General features: G+C 64.2%; 8 protein-coding genes. 1 reads left to right on the top strand and 7 read right to left on the bottom strand.

What is annotated here, in order from left to right:
- Window positions 1-12: 12 nt before the first annotated feature.
- Genes IP68_RS03500 through IP68_RS03490 form a run of 3 tightly spaced genes read right to left on the bottom strand, consistent with a single transcriptional unit; the run spans window position 13 to window position 3,294 of the window.
- The gene (locus IP68_RS03500; RefSeq protein WP_197275709.1) at window positions 13-1,029 is read right to left on the bottom strand and encodes an NAD(P)-dependent alcohol dehydrogenase; all 1,017 of its coding nucleotides are present in this window, start codon (window positions 1,027-1,029) and stop codon (window positions 13-15) included.
- 10 nt (window positions 1,030-1,039) lie between these two features.
- Window positions 1,040-1,624 (bottom strand): nuclear transport factor 2 family protein, encoded by a 585-nt coding sequence (locus IP68_RS03495; protein WP_054133558.1) that lies wholly within the window; start codon window positions 1,622-1,624, stop codon window positions 1,040-1,042.
- Window positions 1,625-1,647: 23 nt separating this feature from the next.
- Window positions 1,648-3,294: an FAD-binding protein gene (locus IP68_RS03490; RefSeq protein ID WP_054133557.1), complete on the bottom strand. Its 1,647-nt coding sequence runs from the start codon at window positions 3,292-3,294 to the stop codon at window positions 1,648-1,650.
- A gap of 227 nt (window positions 3,295-3,521) precedes the next feature.
- Between IP68_RS03490 and IP68_RS03485 the strand changes: the two genes are divergently transcribed.
- Entirely contained in the window at window positions 3,522-4,379 is an 858-nt protein-coding gene (locus IP68_RS03485) for a FadR/GntR family transcriptional regulator (RefSeq protein WP_082382083.1), read from the top strand.
- A 308-nt stretch (window positions 4,380-4,687) separates the two neighbouring features.
- On the opposite strand, the gene IP68_RS03480 is transcribed toward IP68_RS03485, so the two are convergent.
- The 4 genes from IP68_RS03480 to IP68_RS03465 form a co-directional block, all read right to left on the bottom strand.
- Window positions 4,688-6,754, bottom strand: a complete 2,067-nt coding sequence (locus IP68_RS03480) for a glycoside hydrolase family 97 protein (RefSeq protein ID WP_054133555.1) — start codon at window positions 6,752-6,754, stop codon at window positions 4,688-4,690.
- Between the two features lie 22 nt (window positions 6,755-6,776).
- Window positions 6,777-8,411, bottom strand: a complete 1,635-nt coding sequence (locus IP68_RS03475; RefSeq protein WP_054133554.1) for an alpha-glucosidase — start codon at window positions 8,409-8,411, stop codon at window positions 6,777-6,779.
- Between the two features lie 14 nt (window positions 8,412-8,425).
- Complete coding sequence (locus IP68_RS03470) at window positions 8,426-10,258, bottom strand: alpha-amylase family glycosyl hydrolase (RefSeq protein ID WP_054133553.1); 1,833 nt, start codon at window positions 10,256-10,258, stop codon at window positions 8,426-8,428.
- Between the two features lie 65 nt (window positions 10,259-10,323).
- Window positions 10,324-13,212 (bottom strand): TonB-dependent receptor, encoded by a 2,889-nt coding sequence (locus IP68_RS03465; protein WP_054133552.1) that lies wholly within the window; start codon window positions 13,210-13,212, stop codon window positions 10,324-10,326.
- Between the last annotated feature and the right edge of the window lie 2 nt (window positions 13,213-13,214).

Genomic DNA, 13,214 nt, shown 5'->3' with positions numbered 1-13,214 from the left:
GCAAGCTCTGCGTCAAACGCGGATGACGATCTTGCCGACATGCTGGCGCGACGCGAGATACGCCAGAGCTTGCGGGGCTTCGTCGAAATCGAGGACGCGGTCGATGACGGGTGCGAAGCTTTGATGCATATGTGCCAGCAAGGCGACCAGATCGGCGCGCGAGCCAACAGAAATTCCGCGGATAACGCCCATGCTGGACATCAGGGGCAGCGGGCTGATCGTGTCCATCGGATTATCCAGCAAGCCGATCAGAGCGATCTCGCCCTCCGGGGCAAGCGCTTTCATCGAGTGCGGCAGGCTGCCTGCCCCGCCGACTTCGACAACCCGGTCAACCCCGTGACCGCCGGTGATGTTGCGCACCGCCGCGCTCCAATCGGGGGTGGTCACGTAATTGATCACATGGTCCGCGCGCAGTGCGATCAGGCTCTGCGCCTTGGCATTGCTGGACGTCGTGGCAATGACGGTGCAGCCCATCGACTTGGCGATCTGCAGCGCGAAGATCGAGACGCCGCCGGTTCCCAGCACCAGAACATGGCTGCCCGCGTTGACCGGGTTGCCGCGAGTCAGCGCCGACCAGGCAGTGACACCGGCGCACGGCAAGGTGGCAGCAGCTTCAAAGCTCATGTCATCGGGAATGGGCACGACGGCGCGCGCGGCGATGGCGACATATTCGCACAAGACGCCGTCCACGGCTCCGCCCAGATCGGTGGCGGCATCGGCAGGCTTGAATGGCCCGTCGATCCAGCCCGGACGAAACGGCAGCACAATGCGTGTGCCGGGTTTCAGGTCGCTGACGGCTGACCCGCAGGCGACGACCTCCCCCGCACCATCGGAAACAGGAATGATATCAGGCTTCGGGCCATAAGGCTGCGGGCCGTGCAATATCATCAGATCGCGCGCGTTCAGCGACACCGCACGGATGCGGACCAGCACATCATCAGGGCCGATGGCCGGCTGACGCTCCTGTCGCTTGACCAGATTGTCGAGCGAACCGGCCGCGCTCAGCCGATAGGCGTGCATCTCGTTCATCGCTCCGCCGTCAATCGGGCGCGTAACCGGGCGGCAGGATATCGAGGTTGATGCCGATCCGCGCCGGATCGACCGTCAGCGGGCGTTCATAGGACGAATCGGATCGGTCGCGCGCGACCACGCCGCTTTCGCGCAGCATCGCCATGAACTGCGGCGGCACCTTTGAGGGTTGCGGGACGCCGCCCCATTCGGAGACACACTTGCGCGCCGCGATGCGCCACTGGCCGTCGCGCTTTTCCATCCGGTCGACATAGCGGCCACCGCCGATCGCGAGGGTGAAGTCCTTCGCGTCCATGCCCGCCATCATCCAGTAGGTCTCTGCATGCGCGACATCGCCCTCGAGGTCGCAATTGTGGTTGGTGATGATGTGCTGGTGGGTGGCCTGCGCGTTGTTGTGGTAGTGGTTGACCCAATCCCAGAACGCCTCCGGCCCGCCGACGAAGAAGCCGTGATCGTCCACCGCATCGGGATGATAGCAGGACAACAGCAGGTCGCGATCCATCCGGTCCACGCCGCGGCAGTAATTGGTCACCACCTCGCGGATCTTCTGGCGATCATACAGTTCGCGCACCATGGCTTCGAGATCGGGTTGCATTGCAGGCGTCCTTCTCGCTGGCGTCAGTTCGGCGCCTGGCCAAGCGCGTGGCGCGCCGCGACCCAGCCAAAGATGAACGCGGGCGAGATGCTGGCTCCGGCTCCCGGATAGGTCTTGCCCATCACCGAGGCGGTGGAATTGCCGGTCGCATACAGCCCCTGCAGGACCGAACCATCTTCCTTGAGCACGCGCGCGAATTCGTCGGTCAGGATTCCGCCAAAGGTGCCGACATCGCCCGGATAGATCGCAACGGCGAAATAGGGCGGCTTTTCGAACGCGCCCAGGCCCGGGTTGGGGCCGTGCGTCGGATCGGCAAACACCAGATCATAGGCCTTGGACCCGCGCCCGAAATCCTTGTCGATGCCCTTGCGGGCAAAGCCGTTGAACCGCTCGATCGTAGCCTTGAGGTTTGCGGGCGGCACGTTGATCTGCTCGGCGAGGCCCTCGATTGTCTCCGAGCTCTTCATATACCCGCTGTCGAACCACGACTGCGGGGTCTTGCCGGCGTTGAAGCTCCACGGATAGCGATCCCGGTGGCGTGATTCGATGATCGCCCAGACTGGCACGTCGCCATTGGCATAAAGCGCCTGGCCATTCGCCATATAGCTCTGCGCCTCATTGGTATAACGCTGGCCCTTCTGGTTCACCAGAATGCAGTGCGGCTTGGGGATGTCGAGCACGTGGATATACCGCTCGCCCGAGGGCGGGGTCGATGTCAGGATCCACACCGCGCCATCCATGAAGTCCAGCGCCGCGCCATGCGCCTTGGCGACCTGGATCATCTCGCCGGTGTCGCCGGGGTTGGCGTTGGTCCACGCGACCGATGACGGCTGCGGACCGTATTGCTTGCGCATCGCCTCGTTGTGCGAAAAGCCGCCGGCGTTGATGAGCACGCCTTCGCGCGCCTCGACCCGCCAGGGCTTGCCATTCTTCTGCGTAACGACCCCGGTAATCCGGCCATTGTCCTCGATCAGCTCGCTGACGCCCGAATTGATGCGGATATCGATGTTCTGCCGCACCGCCATCTGCAGCATCCGGCCCTGGATCGCGGTGCCCGCGCCGACCAGCTCGCGGCCCTGGATCTTCGCCTTGATGATCCGCATTCCCAGCTTGAGCGCAGCCACCTTGCCGCTGAAGGTGCGCTTGAGCAGCATCAGCTGACGCCCTTCGACCCCGCGCACCGGAAGCGCCGACAGGCCCCGGCGCAGCTTGGATGCCCATTCGCCGGGCAGTTCCTTGACGTTGAACGGCTCGACGGCGAGCGAGCGACCTTCCGCCATGCCGCCTGGCAGATCATCGTGATAGTCTGACCAGCCATCGCAGCGCACGAACGGCATGCCCTTGGCTTTGAGGTAATCGAACAGTCTGGGTCCCTGTTTCAGGAACATGTCCTTGCGCGCTCGCGAGGTGGCAGGGCCAAGATCGCCGACCGCCGCGTCCAGATAGGTGCGGCCCTTCTCGTCGCTGTCGGCAACACCGTCGCGTGCCTGCAGCGGATGGTTGGGAATCCAGAACACGCCACCGGACATCGCGGTCGATCCGCCGATCTTGTCGGTCTTTTCCAGAATCAGCGGTCGCTTGCCTGCATCGGCCACCGCCAGCGCCGCGACCATCGATCCGCCGCCGCTTCCGACAATCACGAAATCGGCGCTTTCGTCCCAGCTAGCCATCAAATTACCCTTCAAATTCAGCAAAACATCACTCTGGCGCAGGGCGACAGCAGATGGGAGGGAGGCTGGATCGGAGGCTGAACGCCCCCTCAACCGCATACTCCATGATCACATCCTGCTCCTGACAAGCGCTTGGCCTGCGGTTCATATCCCCCTTAGGTGAGGTGGGCCGCTTCCAATTATCATCTAACTAGTTAATACGTCTAAATGCAAGCGTGGAAAACGCGATGGTTCTTGCCGAAACAAGCGTTTGCAGGGTAAGAACGGACAGGCTGACGAAGGAATATAAATTGTCTAACGGATTTGCGGTCATTCCTGTGGGAAGCCGGAGCAATGCTGACGCTGTAAGGGTTCCGAAAACTGCCGAACTGGTGGCGCGGCAGATACGCAACGCCATCATCCGCGGCGAGCTCAAGGATGGCGATACGCTGCCCGCAGAGGCCCAGCTTATCTCCGAATTTGAGGTGTCACGGCCGACGATCCGCGAAGCTGTCAGGATCCTGGAGTCAGAAGGGCTCGTCACAGTCGCTCGCGGGGCCCGCGGCGGGGCAAAGGTCAGCTCTCCGAACTACGAAATGGTCGAACGCGCCGCCGGGATCATCCTGCAGGCGCAAAGCGTGACCATCGGCGACCTATACGAGATGCGCACGTTGATCGAGCCGCCTGCGGCGCGTCTCGTCGCGGAGCGCAACAGCGAGGTAGCGGTGCCAATTCTGCGCTCGTTCATCGAAGACGAGATGAGAAACATCAAGAATCGCATGGCCGTGACTTTGCAGATTGCAGAGTTCCACCGGTTGTTGATGGAGCTTTCTGGGAACCGCACGCTGAACATGTTTTCTCAAGCGCTGCGTGGTCTGGTTGATGCACACCTGTCGCTGTCCTCTCGCCGGCGCCAGGGGGAGGATCCCGATTTTTCGGAAAGGCAATTGCGCTTCGGCTTGAAGTCGCACACCCGCCTCGTCGATCTGATCGACGCCAAGGACGGCGATGCCGCCGAGGCACACTGGAAAAAGCACATGGTTGCCGCCGGAGAGGTCTGGCTGGCGCAGGTGGGGCGCAATACGGCGGTCGATCTGCTCGACTGATCAGCGCACCAAACCCCATCTGGTACGCCAGCGACCGTGTCATCTCCGACGAATTGCAGTCCGGCAGGTTGATCGAGTTGCCAGTGTCGACGATGCCGGCGAACCGCAAGATCGACATCGTTCTTGCCCATCTCAAAAATCGAACCTTGAGCCCCGCTACCCGGCAGGTCGTCGGTTTGGCAAAATCGATACTGCAGTTGGGGTAGGCAATTACCGCATGCTCCATTTTCCTGACCAGCATCGTCGGTTGGACCGCCCCTCCGGCATCCTTGTCGCGGATGCTGCTGTGACATCAGGTCCGCGCCGGGCTATTCGATCGTTTCAAGCCGCACTGCAAAGCCGCCGCCTGCGGCCATGCGGATGGTCATCCGGTCGCCGGCGGTCAGCGGTTTCTGCTCGATGACGATGTCGTGCCGCGCGGCGGTGCGGTAATCGGCTGTGTCGCCATCGCGCCAGACGTGCGCGCGCCAGCGTGTGCCTGCGGGAAGAAAGGCCGTGTCGATCACCACCTCGCGCGGCTTGGTGTCGGTGACGCCGCCGATGTACCAGTCGGGCCCGTTGCGATCCTGCCGCGCAAGAACCGCCAGTTCGCCCACCGCGCCGGTCAGCACCCGGGTTTGAGCCCAATCGGTCGGTACCTTGCGGATGAAATCCATCTCGCGCGGATGCGCCTCGAGATTTTCGGGCAGGTCGGCGACCATCTGGATCGGCGAATACAGCACGACATACAGCGCCAGTTCACGCGCCAGCGTCGATTCCAGATCGCGTCCGCCGCGTCCCTTTAGCGAGAGAACCCCCGGAGTGTAGTCCATCGGCCCCGCGAGCATGCGGGTGAACACCAAGGTTGGAGCATGGGCAGGGCCGTTGCCCGGCGTTCCCCATGCCTGATACTCGCCGCCACGCGCGCCCTCGCGGCTCACCCAGTTGGGATAGGTGCGCCTCAGCCCGGTGTCCTTGATCGGCTCGTGCGGGTTGACCGCGATGCGCCGCGCGGCCGCCTCGCGCACGACCTTGAGGTGGTGCTGCGCCATGCGCTGGCCGTCATGCCATTCCATCCGCTGCTCTCCCGGCCCATCGCCCGGAGCGATGATGCCGCCGGCATCGGCGACATAGCCGGTCTTGACCGCATCGACGCCGTGCCGCGCATACAGGTCGAGCGCGGCGTCGAGGCCCGCCTCATACTTCGCGATGTTGCCCCCGGTCTCGTGATGGCCGATCAGCCGCACGCCTTTCCTGCGCGCATAAGCGGCAAGATCGGGCAGATCGAAATCGGGATAGCTCTGGGCAAAATCAAAGTCGCGGCCGTTGCCGAACCAGTTGCCGTCCCAGCCGGTGTTCCAGCCTTCGACCAGCACCCCGCGAAAGCCGTTCTTCGCGGCGAAATCGATGTGCCGCTTGACGTTGGCATTGGTCGCGCCGTGGGTGGCGCCGCTCGCCCAGCTCTTGCTCTCGAGGTGCATTTCCCACCACACGCCGACATATTTGTGTGGCGTGAACCAGCTGACATCGCCCAGCACGTTGGGATCGTTGAGGTTGAGCTCGAGATCGTTGTCGTAGAGCCCGGCGGCATCGTCGGCGATGCGGATGCTGCGCCAGGGGGTGGTGAACGCGCCGGTTCGTTCGACCTTGGCGCCCCGGCTGGAGGGCGAAAGCGTCGCGCGGAAACGCAGGCCGTCGACACGCTTGAGCCACATCGCGGAATAATCGACCAGCGCCGCCTCGTGGAACGCCAGGTGCGTCCCATCGGCGAGCTTCACCGTCATCGGCGTGTGCGCGGCGGAGACCTCGCCGATCGCGGTGTGGTGGTAAAGATATTCGTAGCGGTTCCAGTCACCCGCCTGGATCCACCATGCGGTGCCCGGGGCTGCGATCACGAACTCGGTCAGCTCGTCTGCGATGCGCCAGGGCTTGCCATCGGCGCGCGCGGAAAACTCGTAGCGAAAGCCCACGCCGTCGTCGAACGCGCGAAAGCGGATCGCGATCGCTCGGTCGGCGCGGTTGTCGGTCAGCGCATTGCTCGCGCCGGGGGAGGCGAGGCGCACCAGCAGCTCGTTGTGCGAATCGGTGACGAACCGCCGCTCGCCCCAGGGCTGTTCCCAGCGGGTGTTGCGGCTGGTGGTTTCGCTGCCGACAAACCGGCTGTTGCGCCCGATCGCATCCTGGTCGGTAAACTGGAAGCCCAGCCGCGACGGCGCGATCAGCGGCTTGCCATCGCGGCTGACCGCATAATGCGCCCAGCCTTCGCCATCGATGGTGATGTCGATCCGTACCCTGCCATCGGGCGAGGCGACGCTGGCGAGTGCGCCCTCCTGTGCCATCGCCGGAGCGCTAAGCGCCGCAAACAGCATGATCACGGCCATCACAAGCGCACGCATGGCATTTCTCCAGTCTGAAAGATCAATCGGGCACGAAGAGCAGCGCGCCATGGCCGGGCAGGGCGCCGGGGGCGGCATCGTTGACCGCGATCAGCACCTCGCCGGTCGTGGGCACGTCTTCAGGCCAGCGAGCATCACCGGCCTGCATGTTGAATATCGCGACGATCCGCTGGCCTTGGCCCACGCGTTCGAAGGCGAGCAGCTGCGCATCGCAGTGCAGGATCGCGACGCTGCCGGTCGCCAGCGCGCGATGCGTCTTGCGCAGCTGCAGCGCGGCGCGGACCAGGTTGAGCAGCGAATGCGGATCGCGCGCCTGCACGTCCACCGACAGCGCGGCATGATCCTCGCCGAACGGCAGCCACGGATCGCCGCTGCCGAAGCCCAGATCGTTGGCGCTGTGCCGCCAGGGCATCGGGGTGCGCGCGCCGTCGCGGCTCAGCGTCAGCGGCCAGTTGGTGATCGCCTCGGGGTCCTGCAGCCGCTCGAACGGGATGTCGACCTGCGGTAGCCCCAGCTCCTCGCCCTGATAAAGGAAGATGTTGCCGCGCAACGCGACAAGCAGCAGCATCTTCATGCCGGCAAAGGCGTCGCGGTGCTCGGCATCGACCCAGCGCGACAAGGCGCGCGGCGCGTCGTGGTTCTCGAACGCCCAGCTCGGCCAGCCGGTCCCCGGCGTGTCTGGCCAGCTCAGCAGCGCATCGGCGACCATCTGCGGGGTCAGCTTTTCGGCGTAGAGGAAGTCGAAGCCATAGGCGCTGTCGAACCGCGTTCCGCCCGCGGTGAACAGCTTCATCTCGCGCTCGGCATCGTCGCCGCCGACCTCGGCCACGGTGAACTTGTCGCCATGGCTGTCGATCAGCGCGCGCATCCGTTCGACAAAGCCCGGGATATCGGGGTGCGACTGATTGTAGAGCTTGAGCTGGAAATCGAACGGCCGGGTGCGGGGCTTGTCGGTGAGCGGCGCAGGTGGATTGTCGCGCAGTTCGGGGTCGTGCATCGCGAAGTTGACCGCATCCATGCGGAAGCCGTCGACGCCGCGATCGAGCCAGAAGCCCAGCACATCGAGCAGCGCCTGCTGCACCTTGGGGTTGTGCACGTTGAGCTGCGGCTGCTCCTTGAGGAAGTTGTGCATGTAATACTGGCCGCGCCGCGCATCCCAGGTCCATGCCGGACCACCGAACACCGACTGCCAGTTGGTCGGCGGGCTGCCATCGCTTTTCGCATCGGCCCAGACATACCAGTCGGCATGCGCGCTCGCCTTGCTCGAACGGCTGTCGACGAACCAGGGATGCTGATCAGAGCTGTGCGAGAACACCTGATCGATCAGCACCTTGAGCCCCAGATCGTGCGCGCGCGCGATCAGCGCGTCGAAGTCTGCCAGCGTGCCGAAAATCGGGTCGACATTGCAGTAATCCGCGACGTCATAGCCGAAGTCCTTCATTGGCGAGGGGAAGAACGGCGACAGCCACAAAGCGTCCACCCCCAAAGAGGCGATATGCTCGAGCCGCGCGGTGATGCCCGCCAGATCGCCGATTCCGTCGCCGTTCGAATCGGCAAAGCTGCGCGGATAGACCTGATAGATGCTCGCGCCCTTCCACCAGGGCGTGTCCTGCAGCGAGGGATGTGCGGGCCGGGTGTCGCAGATCGGCTTGGTCATCTTGGAATGGGCTCTCAGTCGATCGGGGTGGCGCGGCAGACCGCATAGCCAAATGGCGGCAGCGCGATCGCCACCGATCCCGGCGCGCTGGCGGTGGTCGGGCAGGTCCCGGCAAGGCCGATGAACGCGCGCGAGCGATAGCCGACCTCGACATTGAGGCTGACCGGCTCGCTCGAGGTGTTGACCGCGACCAGAATTTCCTCGCCGTCATCCTCGCCGCGGGTGAACGCCAGCAGCCCGGGCTTGGGACCCGAATGCCGCAGCACGGTGCGGCCCTCGCGCAGCCGCGGATGCTCGCGGCGCAGCGCGGACAGCTCGGCAATCAGCCGGTAGAGCGGGTGGGAGGGATCGAAGTTTTCGGCAGCGGTGGTCGCGGCGGTGCCCACCAGCCGGTTGTCGTTGTAGCTGGCGACGCGGCTGGCGAACATGTCCTCGCGCGCGTCCTGATCGTTGCCGTCGCCGGTAAAGCCCTGCTCGTCGCCATAATAGATCGTCGGCACGCCGCGCGCGGTCATCAGCAGCACGTGCGCGAGCTTCATCCGGTCGAGCCGCTCGGCCTCGCTCGCCTGCGGATACGCCTTGTCGAGCATATGCCCCAGCCGCCCCATATCGTGGTTGCCAAGGAAGGTGGGCAGGGTCAGCGCCATGGCTTCGCCGCCCTCATAGAGCACGTCGCCCGCGATCAGGCTGGCGAACAGGTCGGTCCCCGCCTTGCCGGTGAGCATCTCGCGCACCGCCGCCTGAAAGGCGAAGTCGAGCACCGCCGGCAGCTTGTCGCGCCTGGTGTGCTGCGCAAGGAAACCGGGGTCCATTGCATCGTTGGCGACCTCACCGAAGATATGGAAATTGGGGATGCCCTTGGCCTTGGCCCGCTCCAGCATCGCGGGCGCAAAGCTCGCCCAGAATTCGGGGTTCACGTGCCGCGCCGTATCGATGCGAAAGCCGTCCACGCCGAAGCGGTCGATCCAGCTGCCGTAGATCTCGATGAAGCCTTCGACCACGCGCGGGCTCTCGGTCATCAGGTCGTCAAGCCCGACGAAATCGCCATAGCGTGAATCCTCGCCGTAAAAACTGGTGTTTCCGCGGTTGTGGTAATGGATCGGATCGTTAAGCCAGGCGGGGACCTTGATGTCCTTTTCTGCTGCCGGAACCTGCGGACTATAAGCATAGGCCGGATCGGTCAGCCGTGCGAAGTTCTCTTTCGTTGCGACCGTATCGCCCTCGAACCCGCCGTTGATCCGTGCGCCTTTGATGCCCCCCTTGGTCCAGTAGGGGTAATCCGCCTTGGAGCGATAGGCGCATACCGGTTTTCCAACGCATTCCTTGAAATAGATGACATCGGCGGTGTGGTTGGTGATGATGTCCATATAGACCTTGATGCCGCGCGCATGGGCTGCATCGACAAAGGCCTTGAATGCGTCGTTGGTGCCGAAATGGCTGTCCACCTTGGTGAAGTCGGTCACCCAATAGCCATGATAGCCTGCGCTTTCCTGCCCCGGCTCGCCCTGCACGGGCTTGTTCTGGAAGATCGGCGCGAACCAGATCGCCGTGACGCCCAGCTGCTGGATATAATCGAGCTTCGCGGTCAGCCCGGCAAGATCGCCGCCGTGGAAGAACCCCTTGTGCTCAGGGTCGAAGCCGGTCCTGAGCCTGTCGCCCTTCAGCCCACCACGATCGTTGGCAGCATCGCCATTGGCGAAGCGGTCGGGCAGCACGAAATAGATGATCTCGTCCTGCGGTGCCCGCGTCCGGACGGTATCGGCACCATAGCCGGGGGACTGCGCCGCAAGCGGAGCCGACGCGAGCAATGCCGCTGCCGCCGCTGCCGTCATCCAGTTTCGCGCCATGTGCCTACCTCACTCAACAATCAGGGGGCGGGTGGGGAAGCCCGCCCCCTGCACCGGTACCGGGGTCAGAATTCGTACGTCGCGCCCAGGAAGAAGGTGCGGCCGAAGTTCTGGATCGTGCCCGTCTGGGCGATGTTGCCCCAATAGGTCCGGGTGGGTTCATCGGTCAGGTTGTTGACCTGCGCAAGCAGCTTGAGCCCCTGCAGCGCGCTGCCCTCCTGGAACTGGTACGACAGCTGCGCATCCATCACCGTTTCCTTGGCGCTGGTCAGGATCAGCTCGCTGATGCCGATCTGCGGGCTGACGAAGCTGGAACGGTGGCGTGTGCTCAGACGCGCGCCGAACCCTGCCTTTTCGTAGAACACGGTCGGATTGAAGACATGCTCGGACAGGCCCGGCAGCGGCAGGTTGATCGATGCGCCGCTGGTCGCGCTGGGGAATTCCAGATCGCTCTTGCTATAGGCATAGTTGATCTGGACCCCAAGACCATCGAACGGAGCGGGCAGTTCGACGAAGGTCTTGGAGAACTGGATTTCGAAGCCATAGACATAGCCGCCGTCGCCGTTGATTGGCGAGGAGAAGCTGCCGACCGCGTTGCCGGGCCGGTTGGTCCCCGGGATCGGCGGCGGGGTGATGCCGTTTTCGACATAATTGAACTGCGGGATCGTGCCGTTGATGATGTACGAGCTCAGGTCCTTGTAGAACGCGCCGAACGCCAGCACGCCCGAGTTGCCGAAATAATGCTCGTACGCCAGATCGAACTGGTTGGCGCGATAGGGCGACAGGTCGGGGTTGCCGCCGCTACCGCTGGTGTTGCCGTCCGATCCGGTGTTGACGCTGATCGATCCGCGCAGCTCGAAGAAGCGCGGGCGCGAGATCTGGCGGCTGTAGCTGGCGCGCAGGATGTCGCGGTCGGACAGGTCGAGGATGAGGTTCACCGATGGCAGGAAGTCATTGAACGTCCGCCCGCGGGTGACCGGCCTGCGGTTTTCGCGCGCCGGCGGCGGCGTCGCCGGGTTGTCGACCAGATTGGGATCGGCGAAGTTCACCGTCGAACTCTGGTCGGTGCGGATATAGCGAGCACCGATGTTGCCGTGGAAGCGCAGGCCGCCCAGCTCGGTATCGAAGTCCATCTGCGCATAGCCCGCATAGGTTTCCTCATCGATTCGGAAGCTCTGGTCGATGGTGAAGTCGAACGCGATCTGGTCGGTCGGCTGGCGGACGCCGAAACTGTTGCCGAAGGCGAAGTTGAACGCGCCGTCGATATCGACCACCGCAAAGTTGGGCAGCCCGGCCTTGGCATAGCCACCCGAAAAGCCCGCCTGCTGCACGATGTTGGCCGGAACCGCTATCGCGTTGCCCGGAACGCCAAAGGTGTTGAACGAGGTCACGAGGCGATCGCCGCGCCGGTCGGCATAACGGAAGCCGACCCGCAGCGCGTCGAGGAAATTGGCCTCGTCGAAGCGGACCACCAGATCGGCGGCAGCCGCGAACAGTTCGTCGCTGTCCGACTGCGGCACCAGGAACTGGCCGTCGAGCAGATAGCCGCCACCGGCAGGATCGACATCGGTGAAGTCCGAGGTGATCGACCGGATCGTCGGCAGGCGCGTGCCGTTGAGCTGATAGTCGACCGAGATCAGGCCCGGGATCGAATCCGCGCGGCGCAGCCCGGCGGGCGTCGCCGCATAGGGCCGCAGGTTGATCCCGGCGTTGTTGAAGAAGCTGGTGCCCTTGGAATAGCCGACATCGACCGACAGCGTGGCGCGGTCGCTGAAGTCATAGGCGAGGTTTCCGCCGATGGTGTAGAGTTCGTCGCGGCGGCTTTCGTCCTGGTTGACCAGCTCGGTCCCCAGGCCAAAGCCGAAGCCGTTGCTGCCGACGCGGTTGACGATCTGCCCGCCGACCAGCGCATTGTTGGCGATCACCGGGTTGATGAACTGGTTGTCGCCCGACTGCGGCGAGACGATGCGGATGCCGCGGCGCTTCACATCGGACCTGAAGCGCGAATAATAGCCGTCGATCAGCACGCGCAGGTTGCTAGTCGGCTCCCACTGGATCACGCCGATCGCGGCATCGCGGGTTTCGCGCCCGCCGAACTGGATGCCCTCGAACCCGAAGTTGAGCGAATCGACGGTGCCGTCACCGTTGAGATCGCGGCTGGGCGAGCCGTTGGTGCCGGGAACGGGGAAGTCGAACTGGACGAAGCGGGTGGCGACATTGGGCTGGTACAGCCGCGCATAGCCGAACGCGACGCCCAGCGTGTCGTCAAGCAGCTTGGCCTGAACCGAACCCGAAACGCGGTAGCCATAGGACGAGACATCGGGGCTTTCGCTGGCGCGGTCGTTGTACAGCCCGCGCAGGTTGATCGCGCCCTTGAAGCTTTCGGTGTTGTCCAGCGGCCGCACGGTCTTGAGCTCGACCTTGCCCGCAATCCCGCCTTCGATGTGGCTGGCAAGCGGGGTCTTGTAGACCGCAGCCTGGCTGATCAGTTCGGACGGGTACTGGTCGAACTCGATGACGCGGTTGCCGCTGGTCGCGACCTGTTCGCGCCCGTTGAGCGTGGCCGAGACCAGGTCCTGAGAAAGGCCGCGGATGTTGATCGCGCTGGCCTGGCCGCCGGTGCGCTGCGAGGTGACGCCGGGCAGGCGGGCGAGCGATTCCGCGATCGAGACATCGGGAAGTCCCGCAATGTCGTCTGCGGTCACCACATCGACGATGAAGTTGCTCTCGCGCTTGGCGGCGATCGAGTTTTCCACGCTGGCACGAAAGCCGGTGACGATGATGACGCCCGCGTCCTCGTCGATGGCAGTGCCCGATTGCTGCGCAGCATCGGCATCCTGCGCTGCGGCCGGGGCGGCGAACGCGGCGCCGATCATCAGCGCGGTGGAAAGGGTGGCAAGGCTGGCGCGGCCGGATGCAAGGCGCAGACGACGGGCGCGAAAAATCGCTTTCATAA

It is taken from the genome of Blastomonas sp. AAP25 (assembly GCF_001295965.1).
In the GTDB taxonomy this organism is placed as follows: Bacteria; Pseudomonadota; Alphaproteobacteria; order Sphingomonadales; family Sphingomonadaceae; genus Blastomonas; species Blastomonas fulva.
Note: the sequence above shows the minus strand (reverse complement) of the source record. Positions and strands in the feature narration are given on the sequence as shown.